This window comes from Pseudomonas sp. NY15374 (assembly GCF_048068255.1).
In the GTDB taxonomy this organism is placed as follows: domain Bacteria; phylum Pseudomonadota; class Gammaproteobacteria; order Pseudomonadales; family Pseudomonadaceae; genus Aquipseudomonas; species Aquipseudomonas machongensis.
This window is the reverse complement of the sequence record NZ_JBLUPZ010000002.1, coordinates 89,647-107,887: the sequence shown is the minus strand read 5'-3', so window position 1 is coordinate 107,887 and position 18,241 is coordinate 89,647. Positions and strand designations below refer to the sequence as shown.

The following is an 18,241-nucleotide window of genomic DNA, read 5'->3' as shown; positions in this document are numbered from 1 at the left end:
TCACGGTCGGGGCAGCTGTAGCCGTGCCGGTGGCGGACTACACCGTTTTGTCTTGGCCGCGCATTATATCTACACCACTTGGCGGGTCCAATACAAACGTTTGTTTGAATTTGCCGCAGCCCAGTAAAATCACAGGAGGGCGGCTGGAGGCTGGCCAATTTGCCGTATTGACCGGATTGGGTGTTACGGTCAAGATACGAGCGGTTTTACGCTCGCCGTAGGCTGACCGTCGGGCGCAGGTGCACCTCTAAAAACCAGGCGTAGAGCAGGGAATACAGGCTGAAACCCTTTTTGTAGTGGAGTCTACACGCCACGACAGGAAATGACCCGCGGGTTTTGCCCCGCCAGTCCGCACAGGACTGATCGGTCATGGCAAATTTCGCTCGACCCGGAACGTTTTCAGAGGTGTCCTTGTACCCACGCGCATTCGCCGGGCACGCCCCAGGCGACATTCTTTTCACCGGAGAGTAACGAGGAATCCATGAAGGTTCTTGTAGCTGTCAAACGAGTGGTCGACTACAACGTCAAGGTTCGCGTCAAGGCGGACAACTCCGGCGTCGACCTTGCAAACGTCAAGATGTCCATGAACCCCTTCTGCGAAATCGCCGTGGAAGAAGCCGTACGCCTGAAAGAGAAGGGCGTTGCGACCGAGATCGTCGCCGTTGCCGTCGGCCCGACCGCCGCCCAGGAGCAACTGCGTACCGCCCTGGCACTGGGTGCCGATCGTGCCGTTCTGGTCGAGACCAGCGAGGAGCTGAATTCCCTGGCCGTGGCCAAGGCGCTGAAGGCCATCGTCGATAAAGAGCAGCCGCAGCTGGTCATCCTCGGCAAGCAGGCCATCGACAGTGACAACAACCAGACCGGCCAGATGCTGGCTGCGCTGACCGGCTACGCCCAGGGTACCTTCGCCTCCAAGGTCGAAGTGGCTGGCGACAAGCTGAACGTCACCCGTGAGATCGATGGCGGCCTGCAGACCGTCGCGCTGAACCTGCCGGCGATCGTCACCACCGACCTGCGTCTGAACGAGCCGCGCTATGCGTCGCTGCCGAACATCATGAAGGCCAAGAAGAAGCCGCTGGAGACCGTGACTCCAGATGCGCTGGGCGTATCCACCGCCTCCACCACCAAGACCATCAAAGTCGAAGCGCCTGCTGCACGCAGCGCCGGTATCAAGGTCAAGTCGGTGGCCGAACTGGTCGAGAAGCTGAAGAACGAAGCGAAGGTAATCTAAATGACTATCCTGGTTGTCGCTGAACACGAGAACGGTGCCGTAGCCCCGGCCACCCTGAACACTGTCGCTGCTGCCGCCAAGATCGGTGGCGACGTCCACGTGCTGGTCGCAGGCCAGAACGTCGGCGGCGTAGCCGAGGCTGCGGCCAAGATCGCTGGCGTTGCCAAGGTGCTGGTCGCTGACAATGCGGCCTATGCCCACGCCCTGCCGGAAAACGTCGCGCCACTGATCGTCGAGCTGGCCAAGGGCTACAGCCACGTGCTGGCTCCGGCCACCACCAACGGCAAGAACATCCTGCCGCGCGTCGCCGCGCTGCTGGACGTCGACCAGATCTCCGAGATCGTCTCGGTCGAATCCGCCGATACCTTCAAGCGTCCGATCTATGCCGGTAACGCCATTGCCACCGTGCAATCGAGCGCTGCGGTCAAGGTCATCACCGTGCGCACCACCGGCTTCGACGCCGTGGCCGCCGAAGGTGGTTCGGCTGCGGTGGAAGCCGTTGCTGCCGCCCACGACGCCGGGAAGTCGGCCTTCGTCAACGAAGAGTTGGCCAAGTCCGACCGTCCCGAGCTGACCGCTGCCAAGATCGTCGTCTCCGGCGGCCGTGGCATGGGCAACGGTGACAACTTCAAGCACCTGTACGCCCTGGCCGACAAGCTCGGCGCCGCTGTCGGCGCTTCGCGCGCTGCGGTCGACGCAGGCTTCGTGCCGAACGACATGCAGGTCGGCCAGACCGGCAAGATCGTCGCACCGCAACTGTACATCGCCGTCGGTATCTCCGGCGCGATCCAGCACCTGGCGGGCATGAAGGACTCCAAGGTGATCGTCGCGATCAACAAGGATGAAGAAGCCCCGATCTTCCAGGTGGCCGACTACGGCCTGGTTGCCGACCTCTTCGAGGCGGTGCCGGAGCTGGAAAAGCTGGTCTGATCCGAGCGCTTCACTTATAAAGAAGCCCGACCCTCATGACAGGGGTCGGGCTTTTTTTTGCATGGCTGGCAAGGAGTAAGGTAATGGCGTTTGGCAGAACGGGTCGCTTGCTGACCTGCATGGTGGCCTTGTTATCCTCGCAGGCGATGGCCGCCGGCAAGTGTGAAAAGCTGGTGGCCACTGGCAGCCCGGATGCACCGCCGTACTCTTGGCAGGACCCGCAAGACCCCCGGCACCTGATCGGTGCCAATGTCGACCTGTTGCGCCAGGTGGCGGGCGAGTTGGGGGTGAGGGTCGAGGTGCTGCATGCCGGGCGCCGCGAGCAGGCGCTGGAGGAGGTGCGCAGCGGGCGCATGGACCTGTTGCTGGACACGCCGATGCAAATCGGTCAGTTGACCGCGCTGGACTACATCCATCCCCCCTTGCAGCTCAACGAATACCTGGTCTGGACTCGCCATGATTCGGCATTGGATTTCGACGGTCCGGCGGATCTGGCCCGCTATCAGGGCAGCCTTTCGGAGAAGGCCCGGCTGACCCCGGCGTTCGAGGCGTTCGCCAAGTCCCAGCTCAAGCTGGTGCCTGCGCAGAATCTCACCCAGGCCTTCCAGAAGCTGGTGCTGGGGCAGGTCGACTACGTATTGGCGGGGCGCTATTCGGGGATGGCCATGACCCAGAGCCTGGGCATGAGCAACGACCTCGTCGCACGCGGCCTGCCGGTGGATCGTCCGGGGCTGTACCTGGCGGTGTCACACAATTCGGCCTGTAACGATGCCTGGCTGCGTGGGCAACTGGCGAAAAAGCTGACAGAATTGCCGATCTCTGGCGCCTCCGAGGCGGTGCTGCAGCGGAATGTGGAGCGCTGGAAAGCGCAGATGCAGATGACCGGGGACGCCCCCAAACAGTAGGAAGAATGCGTGAGAATCCAACCACTGATCCTGGTCCTGGCTGTTGCAGCCCTGGCCGGTTGTGCCAACGATCCGGCTCCTCATGAGCAGATGCGCCTGTCCGAGCAGGCGCTGGAGCAGGCCAAGGCTGTCGGCGCGACCGAGCAGGTCGAGGCGTTCAAGCTGGCCGAAGACAAGTTCGCCCGAGCCAAGACCAACATGGTCAGCGAAGACTTTCGTGATGCGCGCATGCGCGCTGAGCAGGCCGAGCTGGATGCACGCCTGGCCGAGGCTCAGGTGTTGACCCAGAAAAGTGAAGAACAGTTGAAGGTGACCGAGTCGCGTATCAAGCGCCTGCGCAAGCAGCTGGAGGTGCAGCCATGAGCCGAACATTCAAGCCCGGTGCTGCCCTGGTCGTGCTGGCGTTGGCTGCCGGTCTGCAGGGTTGCGCGAGCCAGCGCAGCGAGTCGGCGTTGGACGATGCCACGGCTGCGTTCCAGAAGGTCAAGGACAACTCCGACGTGCTGCGCAGTGCACCGCGCGATGTGATCCGTGCCGGTGAGTCGCTGGCGCGTGCAGAGCGCCTGGCCAGCTATGTCGGCAGCGGCACCGATGTACGTCACTATGCCTACCTCAGCCAGCGCTACAGCGAGATCGCCCGCGAGCACGCCAATCTGGCACTGAACCAGGAGCGCCTGGCCAAGCTCGATCTGGAGCGCCAGCGTCTGCAACTGGCGCTGCGTGAGGCGAAGCTGGCCAGCGTGCAGCAGCAGGGCAAGTGGGTCGAATCGCAGATCGCCGCCCTGGCATCGGAGCAGGCCGATCGCGGCCTTGTGATGACGCTGGGGGACGTGCTGTTCGACACCGGCGAGGCGGAGCTCAAGAACTCCGCCAGTCGCACGGTGCTCAAGCTGGTGCAGTTCCTGCAGCTCAATCCGCGCCGCGTGGTGCGGATCGAGGGCTACACCGACAGCACCGGGGCGTCCGAAGACAACCTGAAGCTGTCCCGTGACCGTGCGCAGTCGGTGGCGGACATGCTGGTCGACCTGGGCATCGATGAAAAGCGCATCGAGGTCGAGGGGTATGGCGATCAGTACCCGGTCGAGGTCAACGCCTCGGAGCGGGGCAGGGCGCAGAACCGCCGTGTGGAGATCGTGTTCTCCGATGAGAAGGGCAAGCTCGCGCCGCCGCGCTGAGTGCTTTTCGGGTGCTGCCTGGCACCCGCGCTGACGGTTCGTCTGTTCGCCGCTGTCAAGCAAGTGTAATGTCGACTATTCTCGGAACTGTCCCAGTACACTTTGCAACTGTTACGGTATTCTGTCTCGACTGTGAGTCGTACAAGAACAACGAACCCGTCCGCGCTTCGAGAATCACCATGACCAACCTGCTGTTGTACCAGCGCATTGCCCAGCAACTGGCCGATGACATCCGTCGCGGTGTCTACCAGCCAGGCGAGCGCGTGCCGTCCGTGCGCAAGATGAGCGCCCAGCTCAATGTCAGCCATGCCACGGTTCTGCAGGCCTACGCCAACCTCGAGGATCAGGGGCTGATCCGTGCCCGTCCGCAGTCTGGCTACTATGTCCACCAGACGCCCGCCCTGACCGCGCAGACGCCGGATATCGCCCGGGTCGAGCGCCCTGGGTTGGTCACCCGGGCCAGTATCATCCAGCAAGTGCTCACTGAAGCGCGCCGCGATGGCGTGTTCCCGTTTGGCGCTGCTGTTCCCCATGTGGACTATCTGCCGGTTCGGGCCCTGCACCAGCAGATCGCCAAGGTGACGCGGTTCCACAGCCCGCGTGCCTTCAGCTACATGTTCAGCCCGGGGTTCGAGCCGCTGCGCCGGCAGATCGCCATTCGCATGCGTGACGCTGGCGTGCTGGTCGACCCGCGCGAGGTGATTGTCACCCATGGCTGTGTCGATGCCCTGCAAATGGCGCTGCGCGTGTTGACGCGTCCTGGCGACCTGATCGCCGCCGAGTCGCCGACCTACTATGGGCTGCTTCAGTTGGCGGACTTGCTGGGCCTGAAGGTGATCGAGATTCCCAGCGACCCGTCCACCGGCATCAGCCTCGAGGCGCTGCAACTGGCGGCCAACCAGTGGTCGATCAAGGCCCTGGTGCTGACGGCGCGCCTGAGCAACCCTCTGGGCGGGACCATTCCGGAAGAGCGGCAGAAACAGTTGCTGCGCCTGGCGTCAGACTTCGATATCCAGATCGTCGAGGACGACATCTATGGCGAACTGATGTTCGAGCAGGGGCGAACCAAGGCGCTGAAGGCGTTCGACCGGCTGGATCGAGTGATTTACTGTTCGAGCTTCTCCAAGACGCTGTCGCCAGGGGTTCGGGTCGGCTGGATGATTCCTGGGCGCTACCAGGACGAGATCCAGCGCCTGCAGACCTTCACCACGCATTCGGCCTGCAGTGTCACCCAGATGGGTGTGGCGGCCTATCTCGAGAATGGCGGCTACGACCGCCACCTGCGTTTCATTCGCCAGGAGTACCGCAAAAATCTCAGTGCCTATCAGCTGGCGGTGCAGCAGCACTTCCCGGACGGCACGCAGATGACCCGGCCCACGGGTGGGTTCATTCTCTGGGTCAGCCTGCCGGGGCGAGTCAATACCCAGGAGTTGCATGTGCGGGCGCTGGAGCAGGGCATCAGCATCGCGCCTGGCCTGATCTTCAGCAACACCGAGCAATTCAACCACTGCATCCGCCTCAATTGCGGGATTCCCTGGAGCAAGGAGGCAGAGCGGGCGGTGATGACCTTGGGGCTGCTGGCCCAACAATTGTGTCGAGAGTCTGCTGTCTCGATTTTGTAGCTTGTCATAAGGGCAGGGAACAGGGAGCATAGGCATTTTGATGCCATGCTCTTGATGCCCATGAATGCGTTTCGCCCTATTGCCCTGATCCTGTGTCTTGCGCTGCCCTGGTTGCCGGGGGCGTCGGTGCGGGCTGCGCAGGTGCAGGCCAAGAGCGAAGTCTCCCAGAGCAAGACCGCCAAACCGGCGGTCAAGACCCCGGCGAAGACGGCCAGTAAACCCGCAAGCAAGCCTAAGCCAAAGCCGAAGAGCAAGCCGGTCAGCAAGGCGGCGAGCAAGCCACTGCCCAATCCCAAGCTCGATCTGAGCCTGCCGACCGAGATGGTGAAGAACCTCAAGCCGGATGTCGGCAATGCCTCGTCGACGCGCAAACCCCTGCTGCCATCGATGTTCCCCGAAAAGCCCGCGTCCGATGACAGCCCGTTCCAGCTCAACGGCCGGCTCATCAGCAACGAAATGCAGTTGCAGTTGCGCAACGACAGTCGCCGTGATGTCGAGGGTGCCGCCATCGATTTCGAATTTCGCAACTGACTGCCGAGTCACTACGGATTTCATCGGTTCGGTAATTTCAAACATATGTTTGAGCGGTTAGTATCCAGGGATGTCCGTCCCGTCCAGTTCCAGGGAGTCCAGTTGTCATGAAATGCCGTGAGGGCTGCGGTGCCTGCTGCATTGCCCCGTCCATCAGTTCGCCGATCCCCGGTATGCCTCAGGGCAAGCCGGCGGGCGAGCGTTGCCTGCACCTGTCCGTGGACTATCTCTGCGCCTTGTTCGGCAAGCCCGAACGGCCAAAGGTCTGTGGCGGGTTCAAGGCCGAGGTGGATGTCTGCGGCAGTGATCGCGACGATGCGATCAGGATCATTGGCTGGCTGGAGCAGATGACGGCGGCGTGACGTTTGGATCTTCGACAAAAGGAACAAGATGATGAGATCGATCAAGCGCGTTGTACTGCTGTGTGGCATGGGTGTCTTGCTGGCGCCGGCGGCCTGGGCCGAGAGCTGGCAGGTGGCCAAGGACGAGGAGGGCATCAAGGTGTCCCTCAGCGAGGTGTCGGGTTCCAAGTACAAGGCCTACCGTGGGGTGACCGTCATCAAGGCGCCGTTGGCCAAGGTCAAGGCGCTGCAGGAGGATGTAGCCGGTGCCTGCGCCTGGGTGCATGAGTGCAAGTCGCAAAAGCTGCTCAAGCATGAGGGCGACCAGAGCTGGACCTACACCCAGTTCAATACGCCCTGGCCGGTGACGCCGCGCGATTCGATCCTGCACGTGACCACGGTGCAGGAAGCCGACGGCAGCCTGACCCGCAAGCTCGAGGGCGATCCGAAGTACCTGCCGGAGGAGAAGGGCTTCGTGCGCGTGGCGCAGGTCGAGGGCTTCTGGAAGCTGGTGCCCAAGGGCGACAGCACCGAGGTGACTTATCAGGTGCACACCGAGCCAGGTGGTAGCGTGCCTTCGTGGTTGGCCAACAAGTTCGTGGTGGATGCGCCGTTCAATACGCTGAAAGGCTTGCGTGAGCGGGCCGAGAAGAACTGAGGTTCTTTCGTCGAATGGCCCAATGAAAAAGGCTGCCCGAGGGCAGCCTTCTTGCGTTCAGCCTGGGCGGCTTACTTGCGGTCTTTCAGTGCGGTGATGTCGCGCTGCGGCTCGCCGGTGTACAGCTGGCGCGGACGGCCAATCTTGTACGGGCCGGAGAGCATTTCCTTCCAGTGCGAGATCCAGCCCACGGTACGTGCCAGGGCGAAGATCACGGTGAACATGCTGGTTGGAATGCCGATCGCCTTGAGGATGATCCCCGAGTAGAAGTCGACGTTCGGGTACAGCGAGCGCTCGATGAAGTACGGATCGGTCAGGGCGATCTCTTCCAGGCGCATCGCCAGTTCCAGCTGCGGATCGTCCTTGATGCCCAGCTCGCGCAGGACTTCGTCGCAGGTCTGCTTCATCACGGTGGCGCGCGGGTCGCGGTTCTTGTAGACGCGGTGACCGAAGCCCATCAGTTTGAACGGATCGTTCTTGTCCTTGGCCTTGGCGATGAACTTGTCGATGTTCGAGACATCGCCGATTTCATCGAGCATGGTCAGGACCGCTTCGTTCGCACCGCCGTGGGCAGGGCCCCACAGTGCGGCGATACCGGCGGCGATACAGGCGAACGGGTTGGCACCCGAAGACCCGGCCAGGCGCACGGTGGAGGTGGAGGCGTTCTGCTCGTGGTCGGCGTGGAGGATGAAGATCCGGTCCATCGCCTTGGCCAGCACCGGGCTGATCGGTTTGATCTCGCACGGGGTGTTGAACATCATGTGCAGGAAGTTCTCTGCATACGACAGGTCGTTGCGCGGGTACATCATGGGTTGGCCCATGGAGTACTTGTACACCATCGCTGCAAGCGTCGGCATCTTGGCGACCAGGCGCACGGCGGAGATTTCGCGGTGCTGCGGATTATTGATGTCCAGCGAGTCGTGATAGAACGCCGAGAGGGCGCCGACCACGCCGCACATGACGGCCATCGGGTGGGCGTCGCGGCGGAAACCGTTGAAGAAGGATTTCAGCTGCTCGTGGACCATGGTGTGGTTCTTCACGGTGCTGACGAACTGGGCCTTCTGCTCTGCGTTCGGCAGTTCGCCGTTGAGCAGCAGGTAGCAGGTTTCCAGGTAGTCCGATTGCTCGGCGAGCTGTTCGATCGGGTAGCCGCGGTGCAGCAGCACGCCCTTGTCGCCGTCGATGTAGGTGATCTTCGACTCGCACGAGGCGGTCGCCATGAAACCGGGGTCGAAGGTGAAGTGACCGGATGCCCCCAACCCGCGGACGTCGATAACATCGGGACCAACGGTGCCGGTTAAAATGGGCAGCTCTACGGGGGCTGCGCCCTCGATGACCAACTGCGCTTTTTTGTCAGCCATGTGGCCTCCTATTAATGCTTGAAATCATCAGACAGACCCCCCACGCAGGGCCCGCACCACTATAGAGGGATAAATTCGAATGTCAATTTGCCTAAAGGCTGGTTGAAACACCCTCCAAGCCCATGATTTTCACGAAATTGCCGCCCGTTTACGCCTTTTGCTCGCTAAAGGCAATGCGCTATTCGGGCTAGCCCCTTACGTTGTCATAAGCAGCCTAACTGTCTATACTCGGCAGCCGACTCCCAGGGGCTTTCCAGCCCGCCCTGCTGGGTGTCGTGTTCTCTTCGGTGGTGGGTACCTGACCAGTACACTTACCAACAACTTTGCCCTGTTCGCTAGGGGCTCTTCAGTGTGAAAAAAGCCGTGAAAAGCCAACGACCTGTAAACCTAGACCTAAGGACCATCAAACTCCCGATCACCGCGTACACGTCCATTCTTCACCGTATTTCCGGCGTCATCCTGTTCCTCGGCCTTGCCATCATGCTGTACGCATTGGGCAAGTCGCTGGGTTCCGAGGAGGGCTTTGCCGAGGTGAAGGCGTGTCTGACCAGTCCGCTGGCCAAACTGGTGACCTGGGGCCTGCTGTCCGGCCTGCTGTATCACCTCGTCGCAGGTGTTCGCCACCTGATCATGGACATGGGTGTCGGTGAGACGCTGGAAGGCGGCAAGCTGGGCTCGAAAATCGTGATCGTCATCTCCGTGGTGCTGATCGTTCTGGCGGGAGTTTGGGTATGGTAACTAATGTCACGAACCTGTCGCGTTCGGGCCTCTATGACTGGATGGCGCAGCGCGTCTCGGCGGTCGTTCTCGCGGCTTACTTCATTTTCCTGATCGGCTACCTCGCGATCCACCCGGGCATCGACTATGCCCAGTGGCACGCTCTGTTCTCCAACAACGCGATGCGGATCTTCAGTCTGCTGGCACTCGTTGCCCTGGGCGCTCACGCCTGGGTCGGCATGTGGACCATTGCCACCGACTACCTGACGCCGATGTCGTTCGGCAAGTCGGCGACTGCGATTCGTTTCCTGTTCCAGGCGGTATGCGGCGTTGCGATGTTCGCTTACTTCGTCTGGGGTGTGCAGATTCTCTGGGGTATCTGATTCATGGCTAACATTCCAACCATTTCGTTCGACGCCATCATCATCGGTGGCGGCGGTGCGGGCATGCGCGCAGCACTGCAGCTGGCTCAAGGCGGCCACAAGACCGCAGTAGTCACCAAGGTGTTCCCGACCCGTTCGCACACTGTATCCGCCCAGGGCGGCATCACCTGCGCCATCGCTTCGGCCGACCCGAACGACGACTGGCGCTGGCACATGTACGATACCGTCAAGGGTTCCGACTACATCGGTGACCAGGACGCTATCGAATACATGTGTCAGGAAGGCCCGGCTGCGGTTTTCGAGCTGGACCACATGGGCCTGCCGTTCTCGCGTACCGAAACCGGCCGTATCTACCAGCGTCCGTTCGGTGGCCAGTCCAAGGACTTCGGCAAGGGCGGCCAGGCTGCGCGTACTTGCGCCGCGTCCGACCGTACCGGTCACGCCCTGCTGCACACCCTCTATCAGGGCAACCTGAAGGCGGGCACCACCTTCCTCAACGAGTACTACGCCGTTGACCTGGTCAAGAACCAGGACGGCGCGTTCGTCGGTGTGATCGCGATCTGCATCGAAACCGGCGAAACCATGTACATCAAGTCCAAGGCCACCGTTCTGGCCACCGGCGGTGCAGGTCGTATCTACGCCTCCACCACCAACGCCCTGATCAACACCGGCGACGGTATCGGCATGGCCCTGCGTGCAGGCGTGCCGGTGCAGGACATCGAGATGTGGCAGTTCCACCCGACCGGTATCGCCGGCGCCGGTGTACTGGTCACCGAAGGTTGCCGCGGTGAGGGTGGCTACCTGATCAACGCCCACGGCGAGCGCTTCATGGAGCGTTACGCGCCGAACGCGAAGGACCTGGCTGGCCGCGACGTGGTCGCCCGTTCCATGGTCAAGGAAATCATCGCCGGCAACGGCGTGGGCCCGAACAAGGACCACGTACTGTTGAAGCTGGACCACCTGGGCGAGGAAGTGCTGCACAGCCGCCTGCCAGGCATCTGCGAGCTGTCCAAGACCTTCGCCCACGTCGACCCGGTGGTCGCGCCGGTTCCGGTCGTGCCGACCTGCCACTACATGATGGGCGGCGTTGCCACCAACATTCATGGCCAGGCCATCACCATGGACGCCGAAGGCAAGGACCAGATCATCCCAGGCCTGTTCGCTGTGGGTGAAGTGGCGTGCGTATCGGTTCACGGTGCCAACCGCCTGGGCGGCAACTCGCTGCTCGACCTGGTGGTATTCGGTCGCGCAGCCGGCCTGCACCTGGAAAAAGCACTGAGCGACGGCGTCGAGTACCGCGACGCGAGCGACACCGATGTCGACGTTGCCCTGAACCGCCTGAACAAGCTCAACGAGCGCACCACTGGCGAAGATGTCGCAAGCCTCAAGCGCGAGCTGCAGAGCTGCATGCAGAACTACTTCGGTGTATTCCGTACTGGCGAATACATGCAGAAGGGTATCGAGCAGTTGGCCGGCCTGCGTGACCGCATTGCCAACGTCAAGATCAACGACAAGTCCCAGGCCTTCAACACCGCGCGTATCGAAGCGCTGGAGCTGCAGAACCTGCTGGAAGTTGCCGAAGCGACCGCCATCGCAGCCGAAGCCCGTAAAGAGTCCCGCGGCGCGCACGCCCGTGAAGACTTCGAAGACCGTGACGACGAGAACTGGCTGTGCCACACCCTGTACTACCCGGGTGAGAAGCGCGTCGCCAAGCGTGGCGTCAACTTTGCGCCGAAGACAGTTCCTGCCTTCGAACCAAAAGTCCGGACTTACTAAGGGTGGCCGCTATGTTGAAAGTCGAAGTTTATCGTTACAACCCGGACACCGACTCGGCGCCCAAGATGGAGTCGTTCGACGTCGATACCGGTGGCAAGGACCTGATGGTGCTGGACGTACTGGCGCTGATCAAGGAGAAGGACGAGGGCTTCTCGTACCGTCGCTCCTGCCGTGAAGGCGTTTGCGGTTCCGATGGCATGAACATGAACGGCAAGAACGGCCTGGCCTGCATCACCCCGCTGTCGGGTGTGGTCAAGGGCAACAAGCTGGTCCTGCGCCCGCTGCCAGGTTTGCCGGTCATTCGTGACCTGGTCGTCGATATGAGCATCTTCTACAAGCAGTACGAGAAGGTGAAGCCATTCCTGCAGAACGACACTCCGGCTCCGGCCATCGAGCGTCTGCAGTCGCCGGAAGATCGCGACAAGCTGGACGGTCTGTACGAGTGCATCCTGTGCGCTTGCTGCTCGACCTCCTGCCCATCGTTCTGGTGGAACCCGGACAAGTTCCTGGGCCCCGCCGCGTTGCTGCAGGCCTATCGTTTCCTGGCCGACAGCCGTGACACCAAGACGCAGGAGCGTCTGGCGTCGCTGGATGACCCGTTCAGCGTGTTCCGCTGCCGCGGGATCATGAACTGCGTGAACGTCTGCCCGAAGGGTCTGAACCCGACCAAGGCGATCGGCCACGTACGTAACATGCTGCTGCAGAGCGGCACCTGATTCAAAAATGTTGCACCAGCAGTAAGCCGAAGCGCGGGTGGTGAGCCCGCGCCGAGGTAAAACCCGAGCAAGGGCCCAAAAAGCCCGCGCTCATTACCTATGAAGATATGAGACCAGCAGGGGCTTCCGGGCTGGTACCCGGAAAATCTGCAGGATCCAGGTGGCGTGGTTAGTCGCTGTGTTCGGACTTTTCCAGGTTTGCGTGGTTCTTGCCGATCCGTCCCCTAACCGAGGGTGACCAAGCATGCAAGAAAGCGTGATGCAGCGCATGTGGGAAAGCGCCCACCTTTCAGGTGGTAACGCTGCATATGTGGAAGAGCTCTACGAGCTCTACCTGCACGACCCTAACGCTGTGCCAGAAGAGTGGCGCACCTACTTCCAGAAGTTGCCCGCCGACGGCAGCACCGCTACCGACGTATCGCACTCTACGATCCGCGACCATTTCGTACTGCTGGCAAAGAACCAGCGCCGCGCCCAACCGGTTTCCGCCGGGAGCGTGAGCAGTGAACACGAGAAGAAGCAGGTTGAAGTGCTGCGACTGATCCAGGCCTATCGTATGCGCGGCCATCAGGCTGCCAAGCTCGACCCGTTGGGGTTGTGGCAGCGCCCTGCGCCTGTAGACCTGTCGATCAATCACTACGGCTTGACCAATGCCGACCTTGATACGACCTTCCGTGCCGGCGACCTGTTCATCGGCAAAGAGGAAGCGAGCCTACGCGAAATCTTCGAGGCGCTGCAGAAGACATATTGTCGCACCATTGGCGCCGAGTTCACCCACATCGTCGATTCCGAGCAACGCAGCTGGTTCCAGCAGCGCCTCGAAAGCGTTCGTGGCCGTCCTGATTTCTCCGTTGACGTGCAGACTCACCTGCTCGAGCGCGTTACCGCGGGTGAAGGCCTGGAGAAATACCTGGGCACCAAGTACCCGGGTACCAAGCGCTTCGGTCTGGAAGGCGGCGAAAGCCTGATTCCGATGCTGGACGAAATGATCCAGCGTTCCGGCTCCTACGGCACCAAGGAAGTCGTGATCGGCATGGCCCACCGTGGCCGTCTGAACGTGCTCGTCAACACCTTCGGCAAGAACCCGCGCGAGCTGTTCGACGAGTTCGAAGGCAAGAAGATGAACGAGCTGGGCTCCGGTGACGTGAAGTATCACCAGGGCTTCTCCAGCAACGTCATGACCCCTGGTGGTGAAGTCCACCTGGCAATGGCGTTCAACCCGTCCCACCTGGAAATCGTCTCGCCAGTGGTAGAGGGTTCGGTTCGTGCCCGCCAGGACCGCCGCAACGACACTGTCGGCGACAAGGTCCTGCCGATCTCGATCCACGGCGACGCGGCTTTCGCAGGCCAGGGCGTGGTCATGGAAACCTTCCAGATGTCGCAGACCCGCGGTTTCAAGACCGGCGGTACCGTGCACATCGTGATCAACAACCAGGTCGGTTTCACCATCAGCAACCCGCTGGATGCGCGCTCCACCGAGTACGCCACCGACGTGGCCAAGATGATCCAGGCGCCGATCCTGCACGTGAACGGCGACGATCCGGAAGCTGTGCTGTTCGTGACGCAACTGGCCATCGACTACCGCATGCAGTTCAAGCGTGACGTGGTGATTGACCTGGTCTGCTACCGTCGTCGCGGCCACAACGAGGCCGACGAGCCGAACGGCACCCAGCCGCTGATGTACCAGCAGATCACCAAGCAGCGCACCACCCGTGAGCTGTACGCCGACGCGCTGATTCAAGCCGGTCGCATCGACGCCGAGCGCGCTCAGGCCAAGATCGACGAGTACCGCAACGCGCTGGACAACGGCCTGCACGTGGTCAAGAGCCTGGTCAAGGAGCCTAACCGCGAGCTGTTCGTCGACTGGCGTCCGTACCTGGGCCATGCCTGGACCGCGCGTCACGACACGCGCTTCGACCTCAAGACCCTGCAGGAGCTGTCGGCCAAGCTGCTCGAGCTGCCGGAAGGTTTTGTCGTTCAGCGCCAGGTCGCCAAGATCTACGAAGATCGCCAGAAGATGCAGGCCGGTGGCTTGCCGATCAACTGGGGTTACGCAGAGACCATGGCCTACGCCACTCTGCAGTTCGAAGGTCACCCGATCCGCATGACCGGCCAGGACATCGGCCGTGGCACCTTCTCGCACCGTCACGCGGTGCTGCACAACCAGAAGGACGCCAGCACCTACGTTCCGCTGAAGAACCTGTTCCCGGGCCAGCCGAAGTTCGAACTGTACGACTCCTACCTCTCGGAAGAAGCTGTACTGGCCTTCGAATACGGCTACTCCACCACCACGCCGAACGCGCTGGTGATCTGGGAAGCTCAGTTCGGTGACTTCGCCAACGGTGCGCAGGTGGTGATCGACCAGTTCATCACCAGCGGCGAGCACAAGTGGGGTCGTCTGTGCGGCCTGACCATGCTGCTGCCACACGGCTACGAAGGCCAGGGCCCCGAGCACTCCTCGGCGCGTCTGGAGCGCTACCTGCAGCTGTGCGCCGAGCACAACATTCAGGTGTGCGTACCGACCACGCCGGCGCAGATCTACCACCTGCTGCGTCGTCAGGTCATCCGTCCGCTGCGCAAGCCGCTGATCGTGCTGACGCCAAAGTCGCTGCTGCGCCACAAGCTGGCCATCTCGACGCTGGAAGATCTGGCAGAAGGCTCGTTCCAGACCGTGATCCCGGAAATCGATGCCATCGATCCGGCCAAGGTCGAGCGCCTGGTGCTGTGCAGCGGCAAGGTCTACTACGACCTGCTGGAAAAACGCCGTGCCGAAGGCCGCGAAGACATCGCCATCGTGCGTATCGAGCAGCTGTATCCGTTCCCTGAGGACGACCTGGTCGAGATCCTGGCGCCTTACACCAACCTCAAGCATGCAGTGTGGTGTCAGGAAGAGCCGATGAACCAGGGCGCCTGGTACAGCAGCCAGCATCACATGCGCCGTATCCTGGGCCGCCACAACAAGGCGCTGGTCCTGGAGTACGCCGGTCGCGACGCTTCTGCCGCGCCAGCCTGTGGTTACGCATCGAAGCACGCCGAACAGCAGGAAAAGCTGCTGCAAGACGCGTTCACTGTCTAATGCCTTCGCGCACCTGAAACCGAATTTAAGGAAACACTGATAATGGCTATCGAGATCAAAGCCCCAACCTTCCCGGAATCGGTTGCCGATGGCACCGTTGCCACCTGGCACAAGAAGCCGGGCGAAGCCGTCAAGCGTGACGAGCTGATCGTCGACATCGAGACCGACAAGGTCGTCCTGGAAGTCCTGGCCACCGCCGATGGCGTGCTGGGCGACATCGTCAAGGGCGAGGGCGACACCGTCCTGTCCGACGAAGTCCTGGGTTCGATCGTTGAAGGTGGCGCTGCTGCTGCAGCACCTGCCGCCGCCGCTGCTCCTGCTGCCGCTCCGGCCGCTGCTGGCGCCGACGCTGGCGAAGACGACCCGGTTGCCGCCCCTGCCGCGCGCAAGCTGGCCGAAGAGAACGGCATCGACCTGGCGACCGTTTCCGGTACCGGTAAAGGCGGTCGCATCACCAAGGAAGACGTGGTGGCTGCAGTCGCCAACAAGAAGTCGGCCCCTGCCGCACCTGCTGCCAAGCCGGCTGCTGCTGCCGCTGCTCCGGTTGTCGTCGCTGCTGGCGATCGCACCGAGAAGCGCGTGCCGATGACCCGCCTGCGCGCCAAGATCGCCGAGCGTCTGGTCGAAGCCCAGTCGAGCATGGCCATGCTGACCACCTTCAACGAAGTCGACATGACCGAAGTCATGGCCCTGCGTTCGAAGTACAAGGACCTGTTCGAGAAGACCCACAACGGCGTACGCCTGGGCTTCATGTCGTTCTTCGTCAAGGCCGCCACCGAGGCGCTGAAGCGCTTCCCGGCAGTCAACGCTTCGATCGATGGCAACGACATCGTCTACCATGGCTACGCGGACGTCGGCGTTGCCGTCTCCAGCGACCGTGGCCTGGTGGTACCGGTGCTGCGCAATGCCGAGTCGATGTCGCTGGCCGAGATCGAGAACGGCATCGCCACCTTCGGCAAGAAGGCCCGTGACGGCAAGCTGTCGATCGAAGAGATGACCGGCGGTACCTTCACCATCACCAACGGTGGTACCTTCGGTTCGATGATGTCGACCCCGATCGTCAACCCGCCGCAGGCCGCGATCCTGGGTATGCACAACATCATCCAGCGTCCGATGGCGATCAATGGCCAAGTGGTCATTCGCCCGATGATGTACCTGGCGCTGTCCTATGACCACCGCCTGATCGACGGCAAGGAAGCGGTAACCTTCCTGGTGACCATCAAGAACCTGCTGGAAGATCCGTCCCGTCTGCTGCTGGACATCTAATCACGCAGCTGCACGCTGCAGGCGACAGGCTCCCGACCGGAGCAGGTCGCCTTGCCGCGTGCGGCTTGTAGCTTGAAGCTGATAAGGAATCTTTTATGACCCAGAAATTCGACGTAGTGGTGATTGGTGCGGGTCCTGGCGGCTATGTTGCTGCCATCAAGGCTGCCCAACTTGGTCTGAAGACTGCCTGTATCGAGAAGTACACCGACGCCGAGGGCAAGCTGGCCCTGGGCGGCACCTGCCTGAACGTAGGTTGCATTCCTTCCAAGGCGCTGCTGGACAGCTCCTGGAAATACAAGGAAGCAAAAGAAAGCTTCAACGTCCACGGCATCTCCACTGGCGAAGTGAAGATGGACGTCGCCGCGATGGTTGGCCGCAAGGCTGGTATCGTCAAGAACCTGACCGGTGGCGTTGCCACCCTGTTCAAGGCCAACGGCGTTACTTCGATCCAGGGCCACGGCAAGCTGCTGGCTGGCAAGAAAGTCGAAGTCACCAAGGCTGACGGCACTACCGAAGTCATCGAAGCCGAGAACGTGATCCTGGCCTCCGGCTCGCGTCCGATCGACATTCCGCCGGCTCCGGTCGACCAGAACGTCATCGTCGACTCCACCGGCGCCCTGGAATTCCAATCGGTACCCAAGCGCCTGGGCGTGATCGGCGCCGGCGTCATCGGCCTGGAGCTGGGCTCGGTCTGGGCTCGCCTGGGTGCTGAAGTGACCGTGCTGGAAGCGCTGGACACCTTCCTGATGGCTGCCGACACCGCCGTCTCGAAAGAAGCTCAGAAGACCCTGACCAAGCAAGGCCTGGACATCAAGCTGGGCGCGCGCGTCACTGGCTCCAAAGTCAACGGCGACGAAGTCGAAGTCACCTACACCAACGCCGAAGGCGAGCAGAAGATCGTCTTCGACAAGCTGATCGTTGCGGTCGGCCGTCGTCCTGTGACTACCGATCTGCTGGCTGCCGACAGCGGTGTGAACATCGACGAGCGTGGCTACATCTTCGTCGACGACTACTGCGCCACCAGCGTGCCGGGCGTCTACGCCATCGGCGACGTGGTTCGCGGCATGATGCTGGCACACAAGGCCTCGGAAGAGGGCATCATGGTCGTCGAGCGCATCAAGGGCCACAAGGCTCAGATGAACTACGACCTGATCCCTTCGGTTATCTACACCCACCCGGAAATCGCGTGGGTCGGCAAGACCGAACAAGCATTGAAAGCCGAAGGCGTTGAGGTTAACGTGGGCACCTTCCCGTTCGCGGCCAGCGGCCGTGCGATGGCTGCCAACGACACCGGTGGCTTCGTCAAGGTCATCGCCGATGCCAAGACCGACCGCGTCCTGGGTGTTCACGTGATCGGCCCATCGGCTGCCGAGCTGGTTCAGCAAGGCGCGATCGCAATGGAATTCGGCACCAGTGCCGAGGACCTGGGCATGATGGTCTTCAGCCATCCGACCCTGTCCGAAGCGTTGCATGAAGCAGCGCTGGCTGTGAATGGCGGTGCCATTCACGTGGCCAACCGTAAGAAGCGTTAATTATAAAAACCACGGCGGGCT

At 61.8% G+C, this 18,241-nt stretch carries 17 protein-coding genes; 16 read left to right on the top strand and 1 reads right to left on the bottom strand.

The window, feature by feature from the left end:
* Window positions 1–481 precede the first annotated feature (481 nt).
* The 9 genes from ACNFHO_RS04840 to ACNFHO_RS04800 all read left to right on the top strand — a co-directional run bounded on the left by ACNFHO_RS04840 (window position 482) and on the right by ACNFHO_RS04800 (window position 7,393).
* Window positions 482–1,231, top strand: coding sequence for an electron transfer flavoprotein subunit beta/FixA family protein (locus ACNFHO_RS04840; RefSeq protein WP_054894266.1), 750 nt, complete (start codon window positions 482–484; stop codon window positions 1,229–1,231).
* Window positions 1,232–2,161, top strand: coding sequence for an electron transfer flavoprotein subunit alpha/FixB family protein (locus ACNFHO_RS04835; RefSeq protein ID WP_063545592.1), 930 nt, complete (start codon window positions 1,232–1,234; stop codon window positions 2,159–2,161).
* 83 nt (window positions 2,162–2,244) lie between these two features.
* The gene (locus tag ACNFHO_RS04830; protein WP_063545591.1) at window positions 2,245–3,066 is read left to right on the top strand and encodes a substrate-binding periplasmic protein; all 822 of its coding nucleotides are present in this window, start codon (window positions 2,245–2,247) and stop codon (window positions 3,064–3,066) included.
* Window positions 3,067–3,075: 9 nt separating this feature from the next.
* Entirely contained in the window at window positions 3,076–3,429 is a 354-nt protein-coding gene (locus ACNFHO_RS04825) for a DUF4398 domain-containing protein (RefSeq protein WP_054894263.1), read from the top strand.
* Entirely contained in the window at window positions 3,426–4,241 is an 816-nt protein-coding gene (locus ACNFHO_RS04820) for an OmpA family protein (RefSeq protein WP_414154006.1), read from the top strand. Before ACNFHO_RS04825 ends, ACNFHO_RS04820 begins: the two co-directional genes overlap by 4 nt.
* A gap of 179 nt (window positions 4,242–4,420) precedes the next feature.
* Window positions 4,421–5,863, top strand: coding sequence for a PLP-dependent aminotransferase family protein (locus tag ACNFHO_RS04815; protein WP_054894261.1), 1,443 nt, complete (start codon window positions 4,421–4,423; stop codon window positions 5,861–5,863).
* Window positions 5,864–5,923: 60 nt separating this feature from the next.
* Window positions 5,924–6,394, top strand: a complete 471-nt coding sequence (locus ACNFHO_RS04810; RefSeq protein ID WP_112898755.1) for a hypothetical protein — start codon at window positions 5,924–5,926, stop codon at window positions 6,392–6,394.
* 107 nt (window positions 6,395–6,501) lie between these two features.
* Window positions 6,502–6,756: a YkgJ family cysteine cluster protein gene (locus ACNFHO_RS04805; protein ID WP_054894259.1), complete on the top strand. Its 255-nt coding sequence runs from the start codon at window positions 6,502–6,504 to the stop codon at window positions 6,754–6,756.
* Between the two features lie 28 nt (window positions 6,757–6,784).
* Entirely contained in the window at window positions 6,785–7,393 is a 609-nt protein-coding gene (locus ACNFHO_RS04800) for an START domain-containing protein (protein ID WP_372822373.1), read from the top strand.
* A gap of 71 nt (window positions 7,394–7,464) precedes the next feature.
* Here ACNFHO_RS04800 and gltA read toward each other — a convergent pair whose 3' ends face one another.
* The gene (gene gltA / locus ACNFHO_RS04795) at window positions 7,465–8,754 is read right to left on the bottom strand and encodes a citrate synthase (protein ID WP_054894257.1); all 1,290 of its coding nucleotides are present in this window, start codon (window positions 8,752–8,754) and stop codon (window positions 7,465–7,467) included.
* 351 nt (window positions 8,755–9,105) lie between these two features.
* On the opposite strand from gltA, the gene sdhC reads away from it, so the two are divergent.
* The 7 genes from sdhC to lpdA all read left to right on the top strand — a co-directional run bounded on the left by sdhC (window position 9,106) and on the right by lpdA (window position 18,220).
* Complete coding sequence (gene sdhC, locus ACNFHO_RS04790) at window positions 9,106–9,492, top strand: succinate dehydrogenase, cytochrome b556 subunit (protein ID WP_023628897.1); 387 nt, start codon at window positions 9,106–9,108, stop codon at window positions 9,490–9,492.
* A complete protein-coding gene (gene sdhD / locus ACNFHO_RS04785) occupies window positions 9,486–9,854 on the top strand; it encodes a succinate dehydrogenase, hydrophobic membrane anchor protein (RefSeq protein ID WP_054894255.1) in 369 nt (122 codons plus the stop codon). Before sdhC ends, sdhD begins: the two co-directional genes overlap by 7 nt.
* Window positions 9,855–9,857: 3 nt before the next feature.
* Entirely contained in the window at window positions 9,858–11,630 is a 1,773-nt protein-coding gene (gene sdhA, locus ACNFHO_RS04780) for a succinate dehydrogenase flavoprotein subunit (protein WP_054894254.1), read from the top strand.
* 11 nt (window positions 11,631–11,641) lie between these two features.
* Window positions 11,642–12,346, top strand: coding sequence for a succinate dehydrogenase iron-sulfur subunit (locus ACNFHO_RS04775; protein WP_012315348.1), 705 nt, complete (start codon window positions 11,642–11,644; stop codon window positions 12,344–12,346).
* A gap of 244 nt (window positions 12,347–12,590) precedes the next feature.
* Entirely contained in the window at window positions 12,591–15,422 is a 2,832-nt protein-coding gene (locus ACNFHO_RS04770; RefSeq protein WP_063545586.1) for a 2-oxoglutarate dehydrogenase E1 component, read from the top strand.
* A gap of 42 nt (window positions 15,423–15,464) precedes the next feature.
* Entirely contained in the window at window positions 15,465–16,688 is a 1,224-nt protein-coding gene (odhB, locus tag ACNFHO_RS04765; RefSeq protein ID WP_112898754.1) for a 2-oxoglutarate dehydrogenase complex dihydrolipoyllysine-residue succinyltransferase, read from the top strand.
* A gap of 95 nt (window positions 16,689–16,783) precedes the next feature.
* Window positions 16,784–18,220, top strand: a complete 1,437-nt coding sequence (lpdA, locus tag ACNFHO_RS04760; RefSeq protein WP_054894251.1) for a dihydrolipoyl dehydrogenase — start codon at window positions 16,784–16,786, stop codon at window positions 18,218–18,220.
* Window positions 18,221–18,241 lie beyond the last annotated feature (21 nt).

Coding starts and splice junctions, on each gene's coding strand:
- ACNFHO_RS04840 (WP_054894266.1), top strand. CDS start 482: ATGAAGGTTCTTGTAGCTGTCAAACGAGTGGTCGACTACAACGTCAAG.
- ACNFHO_RS04835 (WP_063545592.1), top strand. CDS start 1,232: ATGACTATCCTGGTTGTCGCTGAACACGAGAACGGTGCCGTAGCCCCG.
- ACNFHO_RS04830 (WP_063545591.1), top strand. CDS start 2,245: ATGGCGTTTGGCAGAACGGGTCGCTTGCTGACCTGCATGGTGGCCTTG.
- ACNFHO_RS04820 (WP_414154006.1), top strand. CDS start 3,426: ATGAGCCGAACATTCAAGCCCGGTGCTGCCCTGGTCGTGCTGGCGTTG.
- ACNFHO_RS04815 (WP_054894261.1), top strand. CDS start 4,421: ATGACCAACCTGCTGTTGTACCAGCGCATTGCCCAGCAACTGGCCGAT.
- ACNFHO_RS04810 (WP_112898755.1), top strand. CDS start 5,924: ATGAATGCGTTTCGCCCTATTGCCCTGATCCTGTGTCTTGCGCTGCCC.
- ACNFHO_RS04805 (WP_054894259.1), top strand. CDS start 6,502: ATGAAATGCCGTGAGGGCTGCGGTGCCTGCTGCATTGCCCCGTCCATC.
- ACNFHO_RS04800 (WP_372822373.1), top strand. CDS start 6,785: ATGATGAGATCGATCAAGCGCGTTGTACTGCTGTGTGGCATGGGTGTC.
- gltA (WP_054894257.1), bottom strand. CDS start 8,754: ATGGCTGACAAAAAAGCGCAGTTGGTCATCGAGGGCGCAGCCCCCGTA.
- sdhD (WP_054894255.1), top strand. CDS start 9,486: ATGGTAACTAATGTCACGAACCTGTCGCGTTCGGGCCTCTATGACTGG.
- sdhA (WP_054894254.1), top strand. CDS start 9,858: ATGGCTAACATTCCAACCATTTCGTTCGACGCCATCATCATCGGTGGC.
- ACNFHO_RS04775 (WP_012315348.1), top strand. CDS start 11,642: ATGTTGAAAGTCGAAGTTTATCGTTACAACCCGGACACCGACTCGGCG.
- ACNFHO_RS04770 (WP_063545586.1), top strand. CDS start 12,591: ATGCAAGAAAGCGTGATGCAGCGCATGTGGGAAAGCGCCCACCTTTCA.
- odhB (WP_112898754.1), top strand. CDS start 15,465: ATGGCTATCGAGATCAAAGCCCCAACCTTCCCGGAATCGGTTGCCGAT.
- lpdA (WP_054894251.1), top strand. CDS start 16,784: ATGACCCAGAAATTCGACGTAGTGGTGATTGGTGCGGGTCCTGGCGGC.